This window comes from Pseudomonas sp. SJZ074 (assembly GCF_007828215.1).
Lineage (GTDB): Bacteria > Pseudomonadota > Gammaproteobacteria > Pseudomonadales > Pseudomonadaceae > Aquipseudomonas.
In genome coordinates this window covers 1-21,301 of sequence record NZ_VIUE01000025.1, presented here as the reverse complement: position 1 = coordinate 21,301, position 21,301 = coordinate 1, and the positions used below count along the sequence as shown (strand labels likewise).

General features: G+C 59.0%; 22 protein-coding genes. 12 read left to right on the top strand and 10 right to left on the bottom strand.

The window, feature by feature from the left end; genetic code table 11:
• Nucleotides 1-50: 50 nt before the first annotated feature.
• The 3 genes from rpe to trpE all read left to right on the top strand — a co-directional run bounded on the left by rpe (nt 51) and on the right by trpE (nt 3,093).
• On the top strand, nt 51-725 hold the full coding sequence (gene rpe, locus FBX99_RS22040; RefSeq protein WP_144930581.1) for a ribulose-phosphate 3-epimerase: 675 nt from the start codon (nt 51-53) through the stop codon (nt 723-725).
• Entirely contained in the window at nt 722-1,540 is an 819-nt protein-coding gene (locus tag FBX99_RS22035; protein WP_144930580.1) for a phosphoglycolate phosphatase, read from the top strand. Before rpe ends, FBX99_RS22035 begins: the two co-directional genes overlap by 4 nt.
• A 71-nt stretch (nt 1,541-1,611) precedes the next feature.
• Nucleotides 1,612-3,093, top strand: coding sequence for an anthranilate synthase component I (gene trpE, locus FBX99_RS22030; protein ID WP_145132889.1), 1,482 nt, complete (start codon nt 1,612-1,614; stop codon nt 3,091-3,093).
• Nucleotides 3,094-3,225: 132 nt separating this feature from the next.
• On the opposite strand, the gene estP is transcribed toward trpE, so the two are convergent.
• Nucleotides 3,226-5,124: an esterase EstP gene (gene estP, locus FBX99_RS22025; protein ID WP_145132887.1), complete on the bottom strand. Its 1,899-nt coding sequence runs from the start codon at nt 5,122-5,124 to the stop codon at nt 3,226-3,228.
• Nucleotides 5,125-5,526: 402 nt separating this feature from the next.
• Here estP and FBX99_RS22020 point away from each other — a divergent pair, with 402 nt between their 5' ends.
• Genes FBX99_RS22020 through FBX99_RS22005 form a run of 4 tightly spaced genes read left to right on the top strand, consistent with a single transcriptional unit; the run spans nt 5,527 to nt 8,712 of the window.
• Complete coding sequence (locus tag FBX99_RS22020; RefSeq protein WP_018928869.1) at nt 5,527-6,120, top strand: aminodeoxychorismate/anthranilate synthase component II; 594 nt, start codon at nt 5,527-5,529, stop codon at nt 6,118-6,120.
• 9 nt (nt 6,121-6,129) lie between these two features.
• Nucleotides 6,130-7,179 carry an anthranilate phosphoribosyltransferase gene (gene trpD, locus FBX99_RS22015; protein ID WP_144930577.1) on the top strand — a complete coding sequence of 350 codons (1,050 nt, stop codon included), beginning with the start codon at nt 6,130-6,132 and terminating at the stop codon, nt 7,177-7,179.
• Nucleotides 7,176-8,012 carry an indole-3-glycerol phosphate synthase TrpC gene (trpC, locus tag FBX99_RS22010; protein WP_144930576.1) on the top strand — a complete coding sequence of 279 codons (837 nt, stop codon included), beginning with the start codon at nt 7,176-7,178 and terminating at the stop codon, nt 8,010-8,012. The genes trpD and trpC overlap by 4 nt, the downstream gene beginning before the upstream one ends.
• A gap of 4 nt (nt 8,013-8,016) precedes the next feature.
• Nucleotides 8,017-8,712 (top strand): lipoate--protein ligase family protein, encoded by a 696-nt coding sequence (locus tag FBX99_RS22005; RefSeq protein ID WP_144930575.1) that lies wholly within the window; start codon nt 8,017-8,019, stop codon nt 8,710-8,712.
• Here the strand turns inward: FBX99_RS22005 and crp are convergent.
• Nucleotides 8,709-9,353 (bottom strand): cAMP-activated global transcriptional regulator CRP, encoded by a 645-nt coding sequence (gene crp, locus FBX99_RS22000; RefSeq protein ID WP_024777435.1) that lies wholly within the window; start codon nt 9,351-9,353, stop codon nt 8,709-8,711. The two genes, FBX99_RS22005 and crp, sit on opposite strands and share 4 nt — an antisense overlap.
• Nucleotides 9,354-9,590: 237 nt before the next feature.
• Between crp and FBX99_RS21995 the strand changes: the two genes are divergently transcribed.
• Both FBX99_RS21995 and speD read left to right on the top strand, forming a co-directional pair.
• The gene (locus FBX99_RS21995; RefSeq protein ID WP_003206127.1) at nt 9,591-10,013 is read left to right on the top strand and encodes an OsmC family protein; all 423 of its coding nucleotides are present in this window, start codon (nt 9,591-9,593) and stop codon (nt 10,011-10,013) included.
• Nucleotides 10,014-10,252: 239 nt separating this feature from the next.
• The gene (gene speD / locus FBX99_RS21990; protein WP_024777437.1) at nt 10,253-11,047 is read left to right on the top strand and encodes an adenosylmethionine decarboxylase; all 795 of its coding nucleotides are present in this window, start codon (nt 10,253-10,255) and stop codon (nt 11,045-11,047) included.
• Nucleotides 11,048-11,114: 67 nt separating this feature from the next.
• Here speD and coq7 read toward each other — a convergent pair whose 3' ends face one another.
• The 6 genes from coq7 to hemJ all read right to left on the bottom strand — a co-directional run bounded on the left by coq7 (nt 11,115) and on the right by hemJ (nt 15,554).
• Nucleotides 11,115-11,762 carry a 2-polyprenyl-3-methyl-6-methoxy-1,4-benzoquinone monooxygenase gene (coq7, locus tag FBX99_RS21985; RefSeq protein ID WP_144930574.1) on the bottom strand — a complete coding sequence of 216 codons (648 nt, stop codon included), beginning with the start codon at nt 11,760-11,762 and terminating at the stop codon, nt 11,115-11,117.
• A gap of 74 nt (nt 11,763-11,836) precedes the next feature.
• A complete protein-coding gene (locus FBX99_RS21980) occupies nt 11,837-12,175 on the bottom strand; it encodes a histidine triad nucleotide-binding protein (protein ID WP_041023616.1) in 339 nt (112 codons plus the stop codon).
• 81 nt (nt 12,176-12,256) lie between these two features.
• Nucleotides 12,257-13,045 (bottom strand): SDR family oxidoreductase, encoded by a 789-nt coding sequence (locus FBX99_RS21975; protein ID WP_145132885.1) that lies wholly within the window; start codon nt 13,043-13,045, stop codon nt 12,257-12,259.
• A gap of 63 nt (nt 13,046-13,108) precedes the next feature.
• A complete protein-coding gene (locus FBX99_RS21970; protein ID WP_144930572.1) occupies nt 13,109-14,065 on the bottom strand; it encodes a DUF805 domain-containing protein in 957 nt (318 codons plus the stop codon).
• 53 nt (nt 14,066-14,118) lie between these two features.
• On the bottom strand, nt 14,119-15,087 hold the full coding sequence (locus FBX99_RS21965) for a nitronate monooxygenase family protein (RefSeq protein WP_145132883.1): 969 nt from the start codon (nt 15,085-15,087) through the stop codon (nt 14,119-14,121).
• Nucleotides 15,088-15,122: 35 nt separating this feature from the next.
• On the bottom strand, nt 15,123-15,554 hold the full coding sequence (gene hemJ, locus FBX99_RS21960; RefSeq protein WP_055127424.1) for a protoporphyrinogen oxidase HemJ: 432 nt from the start codon (nt 15,552-15,554) through the stop codon (nt 15,123-15,125).
• A gap of 133 nt (nt 15,555-15,687) precedes the next feature.
• On the opposite strand from hemJ, the gene argC reads away from it, so the two are divergent.
• Together argC and erpA are read left to right on the top strand one after the other, a co-directional pair.
• Complete coding sequence (gene argC, locus FBX99_RS21955; RefSeq protein ID WP_047702261.1) at nt 15,688-16,722, top strand: N-acetyl-gamma-glutamyl-phosphate reductase; 1,035 nt, start codon at nt 15,688-15,690, stop codon at nt 16,720-16,722.
• A gap of 127 nt (nt 16,723-16,849) precedes the next feature.
• A complete protein-coding gene (gene erpA, locus FBX99_RS21950; protein WP_003177727.1) occupies nt 16,850-17,200 on the top strand; it encodes an iron-sulfur cluster insertion protein ErpA in 351 nt (116 codons plus the stop codon).
• 79 nt (nt 17,201-17,279) lie between these two features.
• Here erpA and FBX99_RS21945 read toward each other — a convergent pair whose 3' ends face one another.
• Both FBX99_RS21945 and FBX99_RS21940 read right to left on the bottom strand, forming a co-directional pair.
• A complete protein-coding gene (locus FBX99_RS21945) occupies nt 17,280-18,371 on the bottom strand; it encodes an anhydro-N-acetylmuramic acid kinase (RefSeq protein ID WP_144930570.1) in 1,092 nt (363 codons plus the stop codon).
• A gap of 3 nt (nt 18,372-18,374) precedes the next feature.
• Nucleotides 18,375-19,790, bottom strand: coding sequence for a peptidoglycan DD-metalloendopeptidase family protein (locus tag FBX99_RS21940; RefSeq protein ID WP_144930569.1), 1,416 nt, complete (start codon nt 19,788-19,790; stop codon nt 18,375-18,377).
• A gap of 210 nt (nt 19,791-20,000) precedes the next feature.
• Between FBX99_RS21940 and tyrS the strand changes: the two genes are divergently transcribed.
• Nucleotides 20,001-21,200, top strand: coding sequence for a tyrosine--tRNA ligase (tyrS, locus tag FBX99_RS21930; RefSeq protein WP_145132880.1), 1,200 nt, complete (start codon nt 20,001-20,003; stop codon nt 21,198-21,200).
• Nucleotides 21,201-21,301: the final 101 nt, after the last annotated feature.

Below are 21,301 nucleotides of genomic sequence, written 5' to 3'. Positions count from 1 at the left end.
TTGAGGTATACAATGCGCGCCATCGCGATTTCGCTCAAAACAGGTGCGTCATGCAGCCCTTCGCCATTGCTCCGTCGATCCTCTCCGCCGACTTCGCCCGCCTGGGTGAAGAGGTGGACAACGTCCTGGCCGCCGGCGCCGACATCGTGCACTTCGATGTCATGGACAACCACTACGTACCCAACCTGACCATCGGTCCGATGGTTTGCGCGGCGCTGCGCAAGTACGGCATCACCGCGCCGATCGATGCGCACCTGATGGTCAGCCCGGTGGACCGCATCGTCGGCGACTTCATCGAAGCGGGTGCCACCTACATCACCTTCCACCCCGAAGCCACGCTGCACGTCGATCGCTCCCTGCAGTTGATCCGTGAAGGCGGCTGCAAGGCTGGCCTGGTGTTTAACCCGGCGACACCGCTGGACGTCCTCAAGTACGTGATGGACAAGGTCGACATGGTCCTGCTGATGAGCGTCAACCCCGGTTTCGGCGGCCAGAAGTTCATCCCGGCGACTCTCGACAAGCTGCGCGAAGCCCGTGCGCTGATCGATGCGTCGGGGCGTGACATTCGCCTGGAAATCGACGGCGGCGTGAATGTGGGCAACATCCGCGAAATCGCCGCAGCGGGCGCGGACACCTTTGTAGCTGGCTCGGCGATCTTCAACGCACCGGACTACAGAGAAGTGATTGAAAAGATGCGCGCCGAACTGGCCCTGGCGCGCCCATGAGCGGCTTCGAGCAGCTGTTTCCCGGCTGCCTGCCGCGTCTGGTGATGTTCGACCTTGATGGCACACTGGTCGATTCGGTCCCGGACCTCGCGGCAGCGGTGGACGATATGCTGCTCAAGCTCGGGCGTCCGCCCGCCGGCCTCGAGGCGGTGCGCCACTGGGTCGGCAACGGTGCGCCCATGCTGGTGCGCCGGGCCCTGGCCAATCATATCGATGCCCAAGGGGTCGATGATGCCGAGGCTGAGCGAGCGTTGGAGTTATTCAATGAAGCCTATGAGGGCAATCACCCGCTGACGGTGGTCTACCCCGGTGTGCGCTCGACCCTCAAGTGGCTGCATAAACAAGGCGTGGAGATGGCGTTGATCACCAACAAGCCGGAACGCTTTGTCGCGCCATTGCTGGACCAGGTGAAAATCGGCCGCTACTTCCGCTGGATCATCGGCGGCGATACCTTGCCGCAGAAAAAGCCCGACCCGGCGGCGCTTTTCTTCGTCATGAAAATGGCCAACATCCCGGCCTCCCAATCGTTATTTGTTGGCGACTCGCGCAGCGATGTCCTGGCGGCGAAAGCGGCGGGGGTCAAGTGCGTGGCGCTGAGTTATGGCTACAACCACGGCCGGCCGATCGCAGAAGAGTTTCCCTCGCTGGTGATCGACGACCTGCGCCTGTTAATTCCCGGTTGCCTGGACCCGGCCGCTGAGATAACGTTGCCCGACGCTGTTCAATCCTCTTCTGGAAACGCCATCGTGGTGGTCACTCGCAAACTCTGGATGAAAGTCATGAAGGCCCTGGCCCGCTGGCGTTGGCGCGCCTGACTTGATCCTGGCCGGTTACCCGGCGCGTTTGCATACCTGACTGTCAGCTCCTCTTGCCACGAGGCACCCTCATGATCCGCGAAGAATTCCTGCGCCTGGCCGCTGCCGGCTACAACCGTATCCCGCTCGCCTGCGAAACCCTGGCCGACTTCGACACTCCGCTGTCGATCTACCTCAAGCTGGCCGACCGGCCCAACTCCTACCTGCTCGAGTCGGTGCAGGGCGGCGAGAAATGGGGCCGATATTCCATCATCGGCCTGCCGTGCCGCACGGTGCTGCGGGTCCATGACCATCGCATCAGCGTGACCCACGACGGCGTCGAGATCGAAAGCCACGAAGTCGAAGACCCGTTGGCCTTCGTCGAAACCTTCAAGGCCCGCTATAACGTGCCGACCATCCCCGGCCTGCCACGTTTCAACGGTGGCCTGGTGGGGTATTTCGGCTACGACTGCGTGCGCTATGTGGAAAAACGCCTGGGCTCTTGCCCGAACCCGGATCCGCTGGGTGTGCCGGACATCCTGCTGATGGTTTCCGATGCGGTGGTGGTCTTCGACAACCTCGCCGGCAAGATGCACGCGATTGTCCTGGCGGATCCTTCCCAGGAAGATGCCTACGAACACGGTCAGAAAAGCCTGCAGGCGCTGTTGGAAAAACTTCGCCAGCCGATCACCCCGCGTCCAGGGCTTGATTTCAGCAAGCAGGCGGCCGCCGACCCGGTGTTCCGTTCCAGTTTTACCCAGGCCGATTACGAAAGGGCCGTCGATACCATCAAGGAGTACATCCTGGCGGGCGACTGCATGCAGGTGGTGCCCTCGCAACGGATGTCCATCGACTTCAAGGCCGCACCCATCGATTTGTACCGGGCATTGCGCTGCTTCAACCCGACGCCTTACATGTACTTCTTCAATTTCGGCGATTTTCACGTCGTGGGCAGTTCGCCTGAAGTGCTGGTGCGGGTCGAGGACAACCTGATCACTGTGCGGCCGATTGCCGGTACTCGCCCTCGTGGCGCTACGGAAGAGGCGGATCGGGCGCTGGAAGAGGACCTGTTGTCGGATGCCAAGGAAATCGCCGAGCACCTGATGCTGATCGACCTGGGCCGCAACGATACCGGGCGGGTTTCGGAGGTCGGTTCGGTAAAACTCACCGAGAAGATGGTCATCGAGCGCTATTCCAACGTGATGCATATCGTGTCGAACGTCACCGGCCAGTTGAAGGCCGGGCTGACGGCCATGGACGCCTTGCGGGCGATCCTGCCGGCGGGAACGTTGTCGGGCGCGCCGAAAATCCGCGCGATGGAAATCATCGATGAGCTGGAGCCGGTCAAACGGGGTGTATACGGTGGCGCCGTGGGTTATTTCGCCTGGAACGGCAACATGGATACCGCCATTGCCATCCGGACCGCGGTGATCAAGAACGGCGAACTCCATGTGCAGGCCGGTGGTGGCATTGTTGCCGATTCGGTGCCGGTGCTGGAATGGGAAGAAACCCTGAACAAGCGTCGGGCGATGTTCCGGGCCGTGGCGCTGGCCGAGCAGACTGCAAACGATTGACGTCAGCAGCCCTCCAGGCAGAACTCAATCCCCGTGGGAGCAAGCCTGCTCGCGATAGCGGCGTATCAGGCACATCGACTTTGAATGTGCTGCCGTCAATCGCGAGCAGGCTCGCTCCCACAAGGGGTACCATCAGAAATCCAGGCTGACTCCCAGGCTCACCCCTTGCTGGGTGAGGTCATCGTCCTTGCGCAACGTATAACCTCCTCGCAATGCCAACTCGCTCGTCAACTGATGGCTGATCCCCAGGCTCAGGCGATTCAGGTGGCTCTGTGGCGTGTAGCCTTCAAGCGTGAAGTCGTTGGCCGGCACACTGTTGAGGGCCATATTCACCTTCTGCGTGTCATCTTCATACTCACGTTCGTGGGCATATTCGCCAAACACCTGGGTCTGGCGGGTCAGGTTGTATTTGCCCTGCAAACCAATGCCCAGGCGTTTCGAGTTGCGGGTCTGGTCATCGAGCGTCAGGGCTGTGGAACGGTTGCTCTTCTCGGAGTAGCCGTCGACTTCCACTTTCGCATAATCGGCACTGATGAACGGTGACAGGTGCCATTCGCTGCCGGGCCGGGCAATGTCGTAGCCCAGGCGACTGCTGAACGCCCAGAGACGGCCGTTGGTATCGCCTTTCTCCTGTGCCTCGCTGGCGCCCAGGTCGAATTTGCGTTCCAGGTTGTCGTAGTCGAGTTTGCCGCCGGTCAGCGCTGCGTCAGCCCACCAGCGATTCTGCTGGAACTGGGCGAATGCGGTCGCCAGGTAGCTGTTTAGCCTGTAGTCCGAATCGTTATGGCCTGCTTCCATGTCCTGGCGATAGAAGCCAGCGGCCACGCCCACGCGCCAGGCTTCGTTGAGGCGATAACTGCCTCCGATACTGAGGTTCTGGCCACTGCCATCGGCGCTGGCGCTGTTGCTCTGGTTGTCCAGGTCCAGATGCTGACCGCCCCCCGCGACGATCGCGCGCCACTGGCCGACTGCCTGCCAATTGCCCCAATCCGATTGCCATTGGGTACGCAGTTCATCCTGGTGGGCTCGAAGCGTCGAATGGGCCATTTCAGGCAGCAATGTCAGCTCCCAGGGTGCCGAGAGCAGGGAGTAGGCATAGTCGGCGATCAGCTTCTGTCCGGCTTCGGTAGGGTGGACCGAGTCGTTGTAGACCAGTTTGCTCGGGTCAGGTGTGGCGCTGTGGAGGCCATAAGTGGGGTTTTCGGTGCAGCCGTTGCCGCTGAAGCACGTAGCGATGAGATTCGTACCGCTGGCAAAGCCGAATCGTGCTGGGTCGGCGAAGCTTTCCTGCAACAACAGTGGAACATTCAGTGGAATGACTTCGGCGTCGATACCTTGCAGTCGGGTGATCAACTGCTGGTTGAACTGGCTACTGAGCTGCGAAACGGCATTCTGCAACGGGGTACCATTCAAGGCAGGTGTCAGGCCCAGATCGGGCAGCAGCCAGACCATCAGGTATCGGGCGCCCGCTGTTTGCAGGGTCTGGACGCTGTTAGCCAGACGGTCCGCGGCATCCTGCGCCTGCCGAGGGGTCAAGACCAGGCCCTGGAGAAAATCGTTGCCGCCACCGGAAATGTAATACAACGCGTTCGGATCGGCGCGCAGTCCGTTGGCCAGGTAACCGGCACGGCTGCGTTCGCCGGTATTGGAAACGGTGGTGATCGAGTCGAGAATCTGGTCGGTGCGGTAGCCGCCCACGGCCCAGTTGTTGCCGTCCGCCAGCCCCGCGTTGGCACGGGCTGCCGAGGTGGAGGCGGCGGTTTCATCGGCGGAGTAACCCAGCTGTCCACCGAGCAGTTGGGTGGCGTTGGCAGAATAGACCTCACCGCTGCCATTCAGGTAGACCGGGCCGGTGCGGTTGGTAAAGCGTCGGGTCGCCCCGGGCGGGCCGTCGGGGTCTGTGAGCTGGCCGGCGTCGTTGAGGCTGTCACCGAAGACGATGAAGCTGGAGTAGGGGGTTGCGCTTGCATGGACGCTGGCCATCGCCAGCAGGCAAGCGGTGACAGGTATGAACAACGTATGTCTGATCATGGGCAAAGTCCGTTTTGTCTTGTCGTTGCTGGAATAACGACGGCGTCAGACTATTTGCGTTCGGCCATCCATCCGGAACGTTGCGATTGTTTGCAGGCCCTTCGGGTCGCTCATATTGCGCGCTCCGTCCAGCTAAGCTACTGTGCCGGAACGTATGAACGAGACTTCCCCCGTGTCGATTGTCAGCAAACTTCTGGATCAACTGATCAAGGCTCACGCCCGTTGGCGTTGGCGCGCCTGACCGTTCTCTGCCGGCCTCGCCGGACCTGTACCGATTTGCCTTCTTTACCCGCTTTAAAGCCGTTTCGCTGGCGCACGATTTGCCCGGCCAAGCGCAGTACCGTGCGGGTTCTCTTCGAAGGCTGTATTTAAAGTCAGTGAATTCAATAGGTTGCTTACGCCATGTTGCTGATGATCGATAACTACGACTCCTTTACCTACAACGTTGTGCAGTACCTCGGCGAGCTGGGCTCGGAAGTAAAGGTGGTGCGCAACGACGAATTGACCATTGCCGAGATCGAAGCCCTCAAGCCTGAGCGCATCGTGGTTTCACCTGGTCCCTGCACGCCGACCGAAGCGGGGATCTCCATCGAAGCTATCAAGTACTTCGCCGGCAAACTGCCTATCCTCGGCGTCTGCCTGGGCCATCAATCGATCGGCCAGGCCTTCGGTGGCGATGTGGTGCGGGCCCGTCAGGTCATGCACGGCAAGACCAGTCCGGTGTTCCATGAAGACAAGGGTGTGTTCGAAGGCCTGAACCGTCCTCTCACCGTCACCCGCTATCACTCCCTGATCGTCAAGCGCGAAACCCTGCCTGACTGCCTGGAACTGACCGCCTGGACTCAACTGGAAGACGGTTCGGTGGACGAAATCATGGGGTTGCGCCACAAGACGCTGAACATCGAGGGTGTGCAGTTCCACCCCGAATCCATTCTTACCGAACAGGGCCACGAGCTGTTCGCCAACTTCCTCAAACAAACCGGCGGCACGCGCTAAGGACTTTCCATGGATATCAAGACAGCCCTGGGGCGTATCGTTGGTCATCTCGACCTGAGCACCGACGAGATGCGCGACGTGATGCGCGAAATCATGACCGGACAGTGCACGGATGCGCAGATCGGCGCCTTCATGATGGCCATGCGCATGAAGAGCGAAAGCATCGACGAAATTGTTGGTGCGGTCTCGGTGATGCGTGAACTGGCGGACAAGGTCGAACTCAAGACCCTGGCTGGCGTGGTGGATGTGGTGGGCACCGGCGGTGATGGCGCCAATATCTTCAACGTTTCCACTGCCTCGGCTTTCGTCGTCGCGGCCGCCGGTTGCACGGTCGCCAAGCATGGCAACCGCGCGGTTTCGGGCAAGAGCGGCAGTGCCGACTTGCTGGAAGCGGCCGGCATCTACCTGAACCTGACGCCGGTCCAGGTAGCCCGTTGCATCGATAACGTGGGTATCGGCTTCATGTTTGCCCAGACCCACCACAGTGCCATGAAGCATGCCGCCGCACCGCGTCGTGACTTGGGCCTGCGTACCCTGTTCAACATGCTCGGCCCGCTTACGAATCCGGCCGGTGTGAAACATCAGGTGGTGGGTGTGTTCAGCCAGGCGTTGTGCCGGCCGTTGGCGGAAGTCTTGCAACGCCTGGGCAGCAAGCACGTTCTGGTGGTTCATTCGAAAGACGGCCTGGACGAATTCAGCCTGGCGGCGCCGACATTCGTAGCTGAACTTAAAAATGACCAGATCAGCGAATACTGGGTCGAACCTGAAGACCTGGGCATGAAGAGTCAGAGCCTGCACGGCCTGGCCGTGGATGGACCGGCCCAGTCGCTGGAGTTGATCCGCGATGCCCTGGGGCGCCGCAAGACCGAGAATGGCCAGAAGGCTGCGGAAATGATTGTGCTCAACGCCGGCGCTGCTTTATACGCTGCCGACCATGCCAGCAGTCTCAAGCAAGGTGTGGAACTGGCCCATGATGCATTGCATACCGGCCTGGCTCGGGAGAAGCTTGAGGAGCTGGGTGCCTTTACTGCCGTATTCAAAGTGGAGAACGAAGGATGAGCGTGCCAACGGTTCTGGAAAAAATTCTGGCTCGCAAGGCCGAGGAAGTGGCTGAACGCAAGGCTCGGATCGGTCTGGCCGAGTTGGAAAACCTGGCGCGTGCGGCGGACGCTCCCCGTGGCTTCGCCAATGCACTGATCAATCAGGCGAAGAAAAAGCAACCGGCGGTGATTGCCGAGATCAAGAAGGCTTCTCCCAGCAAGGGTGTGATCCGTGAGCATTTCGTACCGGCCGATATCGCTCGCAGCTATGAGAAGGGCGGTGCGACTTGCCTTTCGGTGCTTACCGACATCGATTTTTTCCAAGGCCACGACGACTATCTGAAGCAGGCACGTGCGGCTTGCAAGCTGCCGGTGATCCGTAAGGATTTCATGGTCGATCCGTATCAGATCGTGGAAGCTCGCGCCCTGGGCGCCGACTGCGTGTTGTTGATCGTTTCCGCGCTGGATGACGTGAAAATGGCCGAACTGGCCTCCGTCGCCAAGGATGTAGGACTGGATGTGTTGGTGGAAGTGCATGATGGCGACGAGCTGGAGCGAGCCCTGAAAACCCTCGATACCAAGCTGGTCGGCGTGAACAACCGCAACCTGCACACCTTTGAGGTCAGCCTGGAAACCACCCTGGATCTGTTGCCGCGTATCCCGCGTGATCGCCTGGTCATCACCGAAAGTGGCATCCTCAATCGGGCCGATGTCGAACTGATGGAAGTCAGCGATGTGTACTCGTTCCTGGTGGGCGAGGCGTTCATGCGGGCTGAAAGTCCGGGAACTGAACTGCAACGCCTGTTCTTCCCCGAACGTGGCACTCCGGTGACAGGTTCGGCGCTGGATTGATCGGATGTCATCGGTGATTTCTCTTCGCGTCGAAGCTGGCCTGCAAGCCGAACAGGATTTGTTGGCCAGCGTCTGCGCTGGCGATGCCGAGTTTGGTCTGCTGTTCTGGCAGCCCGATGACCGTGCCCTGGTGATGCCGCGTCGTTTGAGTCGCCTGCCACGGTTCGAACGCGCCTGCGAGGTTTCGGCTGCCAACGGCTGGCCTGTGCTGCTGCGCGAAACCGGTGGCGAACCGGTGCCGCAATCGGCGGCGACCGTCAATATCGCGCTGGTCTATGCGCCACCCCGCAGCGAAGGCGATCACGGCCGGATCGAAACGGCGTATCACCGGTTGTGCGGCCCGATCTGCCAGTTGCTGGAGGAATTGGGCGGTGCGGCTTCGCTGGGAGAGGTGGACGGAGCGTTCTGCGACGGGCGATTCAATGTCAACCTGGACGGCCGGAAAATGGTCGGCACTGCTCAGCGTTGGCGCCAGAGCAAAGGCGGGCAACGCCCGGTGGGGCTGGTACATGGAGCGTTGTTGCTGGAAAACGAACGGGACTCGATGGTCGCCGCGGTCAACCGCTTCAATGAGGCCTGCGGCCTGGAACAACGCGTGCGTGCCGAGAGCCACATCGCCCTGCATGAAAGGTTCCCGGCCCCCCACGCGCTGGAGCGGCTCGAGGGGCTTTATCAGGATCTACTCGGCGCGCTGATCTAGCGCGTTCCGAACACCACCATGGTCTTGCCTTTGACATTGACCAGGTTGCGTTCCTCCAGATCCTTGAGTACACGTCCCACCATTTCTCTCGAGCAACCGACAATCCGACCGATTTCCTGCCGGGTGACCTTGATCTGCATGCCGTCGGGGTGCGTCATAGCATCGGGCTGTTTGCACAGTTCCAGCAGACAACGGGCGACGCGACCGGTCACATCGAAGAAGGCGAGGTCGCCCACCTTGCGGGTGGTATTACGCAGGCGCTGTGCGATCTGTCCGCTAAGGACGTAGAGAATGTCGGGATCTTGCAGAGAGAGCTCTCTGAACTTGCTGTAGCTGATTTCCGCGACTTCACATTCGATCTTGCTCCGTACCCAGGCGCTGCGCTCCTGCTCTTTGCCCGCCTGTTCGAACAACCCCAACTCACCAAAGAAATCTCCGGAGTTGAGATACGCGATGATCATTTCTCGACCGTCGTCATCTTCGATCAGGATGGTGACCGATCCCTTGATGATGAAAAACAGCGTTTCGGAACGGTCGCCTGCGCAAATGATGTTGTGTTTGGCTGGATAACGACGACGCTGGCAATGCATCAAGAGCTTGTCGAGATTCTTGATCTTGAATGTGGGAGTAATGGCAACCATGGTTGTGTCCCGAAATACTGCGCGGTGTGTTGGTCTGGTTTTTTTATGGGAGCGAGTGGCAAATCGCTACGAGCTGGCGATAAGCCAGTGGTTGGCCGCCAGCTTAACAGAGGCATTCTCAATTGATTCGAGAATTTACCTGGATGGAGATGGCCCAGGCGACTTACGGCAAGGGCTGTCATGCCGGGGGCCTGTGCTAAGCTGACGACCCTTTTTTTAGACAGTGGAGTCTTGGCGATGAAGGCACGCATCCAATGGGCTGGCGAAGCCATGTTCCTCGGTGAGTCGGGCAGCGGTCATGTGGTCGTCATGGACGGCCCACCGGAAGCCGGTGGTCGAAACCTGGGTGTTCGGCCGATGGAAATGCTCCTGCTGGGCGTAGGAGGCTGCAGTAACTTCGACGTTGTCAGCATTCTCAAGAAGTCGCGCCAGGCGGTCGAAAGTTGCGAGGCCTTCCTGGAAGCGGAGCGCGCCACCGAAGACCCGAAAGTGTTCACCAAGATCCATATGCACTTCGTGGTAAAAGGCCGGGCCCTGAAGGAAGCCCAGGTCAAGCGTGCCATCGAGCTGTCCGCCGAGAAATATTGCTCGGCTTCGATCATGCTCGGCGCAGCCGGTGTTGAAATCACCCACGATTATGAAATCATCGAATTAGGTTGAATCGACATTCAACCATCATAAAAGCGGTGCAAGCTCTGGCGGTCAGAAGCCGACGTCTGCATAATGCGCCACTTTTTTCAGGGCAGTGGCCGGTCTCCTGATCGGTCGCTTGTCTGGACAGACAACCAAAATCGCCATCGCGAAGAGGTGTTAACCGTCCTACGCAGATGCGTCGTTCGCATCTGACGGGCATGCTTGATCACGCGGCCGGGCCGCAATACACAGAGAGTTTTCAAACGGTGAAAAGCAAACTCAAGCTCCATGGTTTCAACAACCTGACAAAGACCTTGAGCTTCAACATCTATGACATCTGCTATGCGGAAACCCCGCAAGACCAGCAGGCCTACGTCGAGTACATCAATAAAGAGTACAACGCCAAGCGCCTCACGCAGATCCTCACGGAAGTTGTCGATATCATTGGTGCCAACATCCTGAACATCGCCAGTCAGGACTATGAACCCCAGGGCGCCAGCGTGACCATTCTGATCTCGGAGGAGCCGGTGACACCGACCGACAGCCAGATCGAAGAGTCCCCGGGCCCATTGCCCGAAATCATCCTGGCCCACCTCGACAAGAGTCATATCACGGTACATACCTACCCGGAAATACACCCGGTGGACGGTATCGCGACGTTCCGTGTGGACATCGATGTTTCGACCTGTGGCGTCATTTCACCGCTCAAGGCACTCAACTTCCTGATCCATCAGTTCGACTCGGACATCGTGACCGTGGATTACCGCGTGCGTGGTTTCACCCGCGACGTGGAAGGTCACAAGCACTTCATCGACCACGAGATCAATTCGATTCAGAACTACCTGTCCGAAGACACCCGTGACGCGTATCAGATGACCGATGTGAACGTGTATCAGGAAAACCTGTTCCACACCAAGATGCTGCTCAAGGACTTCGAACTGGACAACTACCTGTTCGGCGATGCCACCAGCAATCTGTCTGCTGAACAGCGCGACCAGGTGGAAGAGCGTGTGAAGCATGAAATGCTGGAAATTTTTTACGCGCGCAACATGCCGCGCTGAAATTTCGGGTACAAAAAAGGCGACGTAAGTCGCCTTTTTTCGTTCCCTGAAGCACAGGGTGTTTCTGTCAGATCCGATAAGTACTCTTGGTCATGACTTTCGCCAGCAGGCTCATGCCGAATTTCACCGGTGCCGGAAAGCGGAAGCCACCGGCCTCCAGCGCACTTTCTGCATGGTGTTCTTCATCCTCGCGCATCTGCTCCAGGATCGCCCGCGACTTTTCGTCCTCTGCTGGCAATTGATCCAGGTGTTCATTCAGGTGTTTACACACCTGGTGTTCGGTCGCCGCAACGAAGCCGAGGCTGACTTTATCGCTGATCAATCCGGCCACTGCGCCGATTCCGAATGACATCCCGTAAAACAGCGGATTCAACACGCTGGTATGGCTGCCCAGTTGGTGAATGCGTTGTTCGCACCAGACCAGATGGTCGACTTCTTCCTCGGCGGCATGTTCCATCGCCTCGCGTACCTTCGGCAGCTTTGCTGTCAGCGCCTGGCCTTGATAGAGCGCCTGGGCGCAGACTTCGCCGGTATGGTTGATACGCATCAGCCCGGCAACATGGCGGGTCTGCTCGTCACTCAGTTGCGCGTCCGGCTGCACGATGGCCGGTGATGGGCGATACGGTTGGCCACTGAAGGGCAACAGCGTGCGCATCGCGGCATCGGCCTGTAACAGCAGGCGGTCAATCGGCGAGTAGTGACGTTGGGTAGTCATGCTTACCTCCGGAAAAAATCATGGTGGCCAGTTTAACCCAATCGGCCGCTCAGGATTTGCGTTGGGTCAGGGTATCAACCCGGCGGCCAGTTCATCTGGCGCTGCCCAAGTACGTGCATATGAATGTGATAGACGGTCTGTCCACCGAGTTCATTGCAGTTCATCACCACCCGGAAACCGTCCTCGCAGCCTTGTTCCTTGGCGAGGCGCTGGGCTGTGAACAGAATATGTCCGGCCAGTCCCTTGTCTTCTTCGGTCAGGTCATTGAGGGTGCGAATCGGTTTTTTCGGAATGACCAGGAAATGCACTGGCGCCTGTGGGGCGATGTCGTGGAATGCCAGGACCTGGTCATCCTCGTAGATGATCTTTGCCGGGATTTCCCGGTTGATGATCTTGGTAAACAAAGTATCCACAGCTGTTTCTCCCTTTGGTTTGTGGAAGTCGAGTGTACTGAAGGTTCGATGGGTGGGCCCGGGTTTCCATACAAATTTCATTCAGCGTGGGCAATACGCCTTGTTGATCAGGCCGGCGATGCTTCGCACCATCCAGCGCGAACCTAGCCGCGGCAGGGCTGCGAGCCAGCGATTGCGGCGTCCGGGGATGATGATCGCTCGGTTTCTGTCGAGCGCGCGCACGGTATACAGAGCCACTTCTTCCGGGCTCATCAGCAGGTTATCGTCCTTGAGTTTCTGTTCGTCGAGATGGGCCTTGGCGAAAAAACCGGTCTGGGTCGGACCCGGGCAAAGGACCGACACCTTGATCGCGCATTTCTTCAGCTCGACTCGCAGTGCTTCGGAGAAGTGCAGCACATAGGCCTTGCTGGCGTAATAGGTACTCATCCAGGGGCCCGGTTGGAAAGCGGCAATCGAGGCGACGTTCAGGATCTGCCCGCCGCCATACAGTGCCATGCTATTGCCTACGGCGTGACAAAGACGTGTCAGGGCGAGAATGTTGACTTCGATCAGATCCTGCTCGGTCATCCAGTCCTGGCCCAGGAACGGGCCGCAGGTACCCATCCCGGCGCAGTTGACCAGCAGATCGATCTGGCGCTCGCTTTCCTCCAGTTCCAGCAGGAAACCTGAAAGCCGTAGCGGCTCCCCCAGGTCGCAGGCCCGGAAAAGTACTTCAACGCCAAACCGCTGGGTCAGTTCTATTGCAATACTTTCCAACCGATCGCGCTGTCGGGCCACCAGCAGTAGATTGCGGCCGCGCCTGGCCAGGGCTTCGGCCATGGCCAGGCCGATGCCGCTGGAGGCACCGGTGATCAGGGCGTAACGGGTCATGCAGTTCTCCATCGCAACGGTCCCGTCGCCCGTAGACTTTACTGTCACCGGAACGAAGGGTGCTTACTGTTCCTCGGAGTCTACCGAAGGTGCCTCTGCCTCGGCAGGTTCTTCGGCAGGTTCCGCGACATCTTCATCCGTGGACTCGCTGCTTTCATAGCTGCTCAGCGAGCTGGTGCCGTAATCCTCTTCGATGGCACTGAAGACGCCAGCCACTGTAGCGAAGATGATCAATACGATCATGACGAGCCAGAGCGACGCGAGTACCTTGACCCCGGTGTTGTTACGCGGCGGAGGAGGGCCATAGCGATTGGCGCCTTCATTGCCGGGAGCGAAAATGAGCACGAACGGAAAGACACTGCCCACGAACGGGATGAGGTTCAGTAGCCACAGCCAGCCGGACCAGCCAAGGTCATGCAGACGCTGGACGTTGAACTGAATGCTGACATAGGCGAAACCAAGGAATACGACCGCTGCCAGCAAACCGCCGACGATCATCGCCGCTATCGAGCCCGAGGTGAAAATCCATGCCGCCCCGAGTGCGAAAGCCGCGCCGACCACCAGCATCATGACCAGGGTCAGGGCCATGGTCCATGCAAGGTATCGCAGGCGTCCGATGCGACCATCGAAGCTGAACGGCTTGAGCGTGGCGTATTCGGCAACGGCGTCGCCGACATGGGCCCGGGGTGGCGCATACGGGGAGGCCGGCTCAATGAGCGATTCAGGATGACGCGCGGTCATTGACGGTGACGACTGCTGCACTTCGTCGAGATTCAGCTGGAGGGCTGGCTCGGCTTCGATGCGTGCATCGATCCCGCTCTGGTTGAGGGCTTCCAGATACTTCTGCGCCTCGGTCTGGGACAGGTTGCTTTTCAGGGCCACCTTGTGGCCGCCGAACAGTCGTTCGATAGCGCTGATGTCGCTCCGGAACAGATTGGCGAGGTTGAGTTTGGCGGTGGCCGCATCGACGCCCGGTAACAGGGTTCCGTCGAATACGATGTTGAAACGGGTTTCGCTCATGACGGGCATCCTTGTCATTGAAAGTTTGATATTTGTTGTTGATCGGGCCAGTGTCAGTGGGGCCATCGGCCGGCAAGCTGTACCGCTCGGGCCTGGGCCCCGCGGTATTCTTCATCCAGGCGCGCCACCAACTGATCGACGCTTGGCAAATCACTGATTTCCCCAACACCCTGACCTGCGGACCAGACGGTTTTCCAGGCTTTGGCTTCATCGTTCAATGGTTTGAGTTTCGAAGCGGAAGCCGCGTCACTTTTGCCTTGCAGGGCGGCCAGGTCAAAACCTGCGTTTTCCAGGCTCTGGCGCATGAAGCTGGCCGGCACGCCGGACACGGCAGGAGTATGCACGATGTCTGCGGCTCGGGATGTGAGCAACATCTCTTTATAGGCGTCAGGCGCGTGACTTTCAGTCGTACCGATAAAGCGTGTTCCCAGGTAGGCCAAATCGGCGCCGAGCATCTGCGCAGCCAGAATCTGATGGCCGTGGTTCAGGCATCCCGCAAGCAGCACTGTCTTGTCGAAGAACTGGCGGATTTCGGCGACCAGCGAAAAAGGGCTCCAGGTCCCGGCATGCCCGCCTGCACCGGCGGCCACGGCGATCAGACCGTCGACACCGGCTTCGGCGGCTTTCTCGGCATGACGACGTGTGGTCACGTCGTGGAAGACCAGGCCTCCGTAGCCATGGACGGCATCGACCAGCTCCTTGACGGCGCCGAGGCTGGTGATGACGATCGGCACCTTGTGTTCGATGCAGATGGCCAGGTCGGCCTGGAGCCTCGGATTGCTTTGATGAACGATCAGGTTGACGGCATAGGGCGCCGGGTTCTCCATGCTCGCCAGGCCCGCTTCGATTTCTTCCAGCCAAGCCTTGAAACCGCTGCTTTCGCGCTGGTTCAGAGCAGGGAAACTGCCGACGATGCCGTTACGACAGCAAGCCAGCACCAACTGTGGATTGGAGATCAGGAACATCGGTGCCGCCACGACGGGCAGGCGCAAGCGTTGTTCAAGCAATGCAGGTAGCGACATTGGAATTGCCCCGGATGAAGAGTGCCGATTGGAGGTTAGAACGGCCGGACGACCACCAGGATGACGATAGCCAGCAATATCAACACCGGTACTTCGTTGAACCAGCGATAAAAGACATGGCTGCGGGTGTTTTCACCGCGAGCGAAGCGTTTCACCTGGGCTCCGCACATGTGGTGATAACCGATCAGCAGCACCACCAGGGTCAGCTTTGCGTGCATCCAGGCGCCTTGGCCGAAGTAGGCCCCGGCATTGAGACTGAGCAGCCAGATGCCAAACACCAGGGTGGCAATCATCGCCGGCCCCATGATGCCGCGATACAACTTGCGTTCCATGATGCTGAAGCGTTCCTTGCTGACGCTGTCCTCGCTTTGAGCGTGATAGACGAACAGGCGAGGCAGATAGAACAGGCCGGCGAACCAGCAGACCATGCTGACAATGTGAAGTGCTTTAAGCCACAGATAGAGCATTTTTGGTGATTCCCAATTTACGGTAGTTCGATAGTAGTCATTCATGCGGCCACACGTCACCTTGGCGGTTGTCGGCAAGCCGCGCGGCCCCTATCATCGACGGTTTTCCAGTGGGTTCGTTGAGGGCAGGTCTATGGTCAAGGTCGGTATCGTCGGCGGCACGGGTTATACCGGTGTCGAACTGCTGCGTCTGTTGGCACAGCATCCGCAAGCTGAGGTGGTGGTCATTACTTCCCGATCCGAGGCCGGTCTGGCTGTTGCCGACATGTATCCGAACCTGCGAGGCCATTACGATGGCCTGGCGTTCAGCGTTCCGGACATCAAAACCTTGGGCGCCTGCGATGTGGTGTTCTTTGCTACGCCGCATGGTGTCGCCCACGCCCTGGCGGGTGAACTGCTGGCCGCCGGGACCAAGGTCATCGACCTGTCGGCGGACTTCCGTCTGCAGGACGCGGATGAATGGGCCAAATGGTATGGGCAACCTCACGGTGCCCCAGAACTGCTGGACGAGGCGGTCTATGGGCTGCCGGAAGTCAATCGCGAGAAAATCAGACAGGCACGGCTGATCGCGGTACCGGGTTGTTATCCAACCGCTACGCAATTGGGCTTCCTGCCGTTGCTCGAGGCCGGCCTTGCCGATGCCTCGCGGCTGATCGCCGATTGCAAATCCGGTGTCAGTGGTGCCGGTCGCGGTGCCAGCGTCGGTTCGTTGTACTCCGAAACATCGGAAAGCATGAAGGCCTACGCCGTCAAAGGTCACCGTCATCTGCCAGAAATTCGCCAGGGCCTGCGCCGGGCAGCGGGCAAGGACGTCGGCCTGACGTTCGTGCCGCACCTGACGCCCATGATCCGCGGCATCCACTCCACGCTGTACGCAACCGTTGCAGATCGCTCCGTGGACCTGCAGGCGCTGTTCGAGAAGCGTTATGCCGACGAACCGTTCGTCGACGTGATGCCCGCTGGCAGCCACCCGGAAACGCGCAGTGTGCGGGGAGCAAATGTCTGCCGGATTGCGGTACATCGTCCACAGGACGGCGATCTGGTCGTGGTGCTGTCGGTGATTGATAACCTGGTCAAGGGCGCGTCCGGTCAGGCGGTGCAGAACCTGAACATCCTGTTCGGCCTGGATGAGCGGCTGGGCTTGTCCCATGCGGGGATGTTGCCTTGACAACGGTCATGGGCGGCAAGCGTCAAGCTTGCCGCTGCTCTTGTAATAGTTGACCAATTTTCTAGGAGAAGCGGATAATGCCCGCCATTAGGCATTATGGCGGCGTCAGCGCCGGGAGATATTCAGCATGAGCGTCGAAACCTTCACTCCCACAGCTTTGCAATTCACCCACGGTGCCGCGCACAAGGTGAAGAGCCTCGTCGATGAAGAGGGAAATGATCGTTTGAAGCTGCGCGTCTTCGTGACGGGCGGCGGTTGTTCGGGTTTTCAGTACGGCTTCACGTTCGATGAAGAAGTGGCCGAAGATGACACCATCGTCGAGCGCGAAGGGGTCAGCCTGGTGGTCGATCCAATGAGCTTCCAGTACCTGGCCGGTGCCGAAGTGGACTACCAGGAAGGTCTGGAAGGTTCGCGTTTCGTGATCAAGAATCCGAACGCTACTACCACTTGTGGTTGCGGTTCTTCGTTCTCGATCTGATCTGCTGACAGCTTCAGCAAAACGCCGCAGTGCCTTGGGGCTCTGCGGCGTTTTGCTGTCCAGAGATCGACCTGCGGGATCAAGCGGGGTAAATGGCGCCGAGTACACGTAAGCCGCGCGCGCCCGTAACGCTTGGGCGATTTGCGGGAATGTTTTCCAGGCAGCAATGCGCAAGCCACGCGAAGGCCATGGCTTCGACCCAATCCGGGTCTACGCCGTAAACAGCCGTGCTGCTGACTTTGGTGTCCGGCAGGAGATCGGCCAGGCGCTTCATCAGTGTGCGGTTATGCACGCCGCCGCCGCAGACCAGCAATTCGTCCGTATCCGGTTGGGCGCTTTGCAGTGATTCGACGATGGTCAACGCCGTCAGTTCGAGCAACGTAGCCTGCACGTCCTCGGCAGCAAAAACGGGCAAATGCGACAGATGTCGGGTCAACCAGGGCAGGTTGAACACTTCCCGTCCGGTGCTTTTGGGGCCCTTGGTCAGGAAGAAAGGGTCGCTGAGCAGGGCCCTGAGCAGCGTTGGTTCCACCTTGCCGCTCGCTGCCCACTGGCCGTCGCGATCGAAATGCTCATGGCGCTGTTGATGAATCCAGGCATCCAGCAATACGTTGCCTGGGCCGCAATCGAAACCGGCCACGGGTTTTTCAGGTTCTATCAGGCTGAGATTGCTGAAGCCGCCGACATTCAACACGGCACGGTGGCCGGTCCGCCCCTCAAACAGGGCTTCGTGAAAGGCGGGAACCAACGGTGCACCTTGTCCGCCGGCGGCGACATCGCGGCTGCGGAAGTCGCTGACGACGGTAATGCCGGTCAGCTCACTCAGCAGTGCGGGATTGCCGATCTGCACGGTAAAACCGCGTGCTGGCTCGTGACGGATGGTCTGGCCATGGCTGCCAATCGCCCTCACGTCCTCCGGCTTGAGCTTCTGGCTGTCGAGCAGGGCATGAATGCCTTGTGCCGCCAGGCATACCCAGTTCTGCTGGGCAATGGCGGAGCGGGCGATTTCGTCGGGCCCGCTGCTGCACAAGCCAAATAGCTCGGTGCGCAGCGCGTCTGGCATGGGAATGTAGTGCGTGGCGACCAGGCTGATCGCCGGGGTCAGTTCTACCAGCGCGATGTCCAGGCCATCCAGGCTGGTTCCGGACATCACACCAATGTAGAGCGCCATGGCTTAGCGCTTGCTCGAGGCGAGCAGCGTGGCTTTCTCTTGATCCATGCGAGCCATCAGGGGCTGGCTTTGAGCGAGGAAGCGCGCGCGTTCGGATTTGGCGATTGGGTCGGCCATTGGCAGTTTCTGGCCGAGTGGGTCGACATGAACGCCGTTGACCTGGAATTCATAGTGCAGGTGCGGACCGGTGGACAGGCCGGTGGTACCGATATAGCCGATCACCTGGCCTTGCTTGACGGTGCCGCCCGTCTTCACACCTTTGGCGAAGCCCTGCATATGGCCGTACAAGGTGCGATAGGTATTGCCGTGCTGGATGATCACCGTGTTGCCATAACCGCCACGACGTCCGGCCAACAATACCTTGCCGTCACCGGCGGCCTTGATGGGCGTGCCTCGTGGGGCGGCATAGTCGACGCCTTTATGGGCGCGGATCTTGTTCAGGATCGGGTGCTTACGGCCTGCGGAAAACTTCGAGCTGATGCGGGCGAAGTCAACCGGTGTACGGATGAAGGCCTTGCGCATGCTGTTGCCGTCGGCGGTGTAGTAACTGCTGTTGCCTTGTTTATTGGTATAGCGCACTGCCGTGTAGGTCTTGCCACGATTGGTGAAGCGCGCGGAAAGGATCGGACCGTTGCCAACGCTCTTTCCATTGACCACTTTCTGCTCGTAGATGACATCGAACTCGTCGCCCTGGCGAATATCCTGGGCGAAGTCGATGTCGTAGCCAAAAACACTGGCCATGTCCATTGTCAGGCTATGGGAAAGGCCGGCACGTGCGGCCGATTGCGACAGCGAACTGTTGATCACGCCATGGACGTACGCTGAGCGTACGGTTGGCTTGGCAGTTACGCGGTTGAATACATAACCCTTGTCATTCTTGGTCAGGGTGATGCTTTCCAGGTCGCTCAGCTTGGTGTGCAGGTTGGTCAGCTGCCCTTGCGGGTTGAGTTCGAATTCGAGCTTCTGGCCGTGTTTCAACTGGGTGAACTGTTTAGCTTGCTTGTCGCTATCCAGCACTTCATGGACGGAGGCGGCGGGCAGGCCAACCTTCTCGAAGAGGGTGGACAGGGTGTCGCCCTTGGCCACGATCACCTCGCGGTGTCCCGGCTCTTTCTTCTCTTCCACGGCCGGAGCCTGTGCCTGGGCGGCCTCGGTGGTGTCTTCGGCGCTATCATCTATCTGCGCGAAAGGAGAGGCAGTCGGTTCGTTTGTGGCTTGAATGGCTTCGGCAGCGTCTTGTTCTTGTGTCAGTTGTTCAGCAGGGCTTTCCAGTTCAAGACTCAGAGTCGTCTTTTTGGCTTCAACATCGCTGGAAGGAAACACCAGGAGCGCCAGGCTAAGGAGGGCTGCGATGCCGCTTGCGGCAAGCAGGTGGGTCTTCGGGTAAAGCGGCGGCGCTTTAGACGGTTCTGTGGTCATAAGTAATTTGGCTTTTGAAAATATGAATTGGAAAAGATGAATGACATGATGAAGATGAAATAACTGTATAAAATATAACCAAATCCCCTGCGAAGCAAGCCCGCACGCGCTCTGCTCGCGGATTGGTGTCCGCGCGCCGGGCAAACCTTGTATTTGGTGTGCGATCTTGTATGGTTGGGGCCCTTTGAATCTGAGCCTTGCGGGTCTGTTATGAAGTCGGTTGAAGAGCAGCTAGCGCTGATCAAACGTGGTGCGGAAGAACTGTTGGTCGAGTCCGAGCTGATCGAGAAGCTCAAGCGCGGGCAGCCGCTGCGTATCAAGGCTGGTTTCGATCCGACGGCGCCCGATCTGCACTTGGGCCATACCGTGCTTATTAACAAGTTGCGCCAGTTCCAGGATCTGGGGCATCAGGTCATCTTCCTCATAGGTGACTTCACCGGGATGATCGGTGATCCGAGCGGGAAGAGCGCAACGCGTCCGCCACTGACCCGCGAGCAGGTGCTCGATAATGCCGAGACCTACAAGGCTCAGGTATTCAAAATTCTCGATCCGGCCAAGACCGAAGTGGCTTTCAACTCCACCTGGATGGATCAGATGGGGCCGGCGGATTTCATCCGCCTGACGTCCCAGTACACTGTGGCTCGCATGCTCGAGCGCGATGACTTCGATAAGCGCTATACAACCAATCAGCCGATCGCCATCCATGAATTTCTCTATCCGCTTGTGCAGGGCTATGACTCGGTCGCGTTGCGCGCGGACGTCGAGCTCGGCGGTACGGATCAGAAATTCAACCTGTTGATGGGGCGTGAGCTGCAGCGTGGTTATGGTCAGGAAGCTCAGTGCATCCTGACGATGCCGTTGCTGGAAGGTCTGGATGGTGTGAAGAAGATGTCCAAGTCGCTGGGCAACTACGTTGGCATCCAGGAAGCGCCGGGCGTCATGTACGGCAAGCTGGTTTCCATTCCTGATGCGTTGATGTGGCGTTATTTCGAGCTGTTGAGCTTCCGCTCCATGGACGAGATCAATGCGTTCCGCGCAGATGTCGAGGCGGGGGCTAACCCACGCGATATCAAAATCAAGTTGGCTGAGGAAATTGTTGCTCGCTTCCATGGTGAAGAGGCTGCGGCCAATGCTCATCGTGCGGCGGGTAATCGGATGAAGGATGGCGAGCTTCCGGATGATTTGCCGGAGATCGAGCTGTCCGTTACGGAGTCTATGCCGATTGCCGCAGTCCTTAACAAGGCGGGGTTGGTCAAGAACGCGGCAGTGGCGCGAGATCTCCTGGGTTCGGGTGGGGTTCGTATAGATGGCGAGATTGTGGATCGCACCTATATATATGAGCTGGGTTCTACCCATGTATGCCAAGCCGGTAAGAAGGCTTTTGCGCGTATCACGCTGAAATCCGAATAAGACTGCAAATAGGTGTTGACGGCAGATTCTGAGTCTCTATAATTCGCCCCACTTCCGGCGCAGTCGAAACGGAAAACTCCTTGAGTTTCAATGAGTTAGAT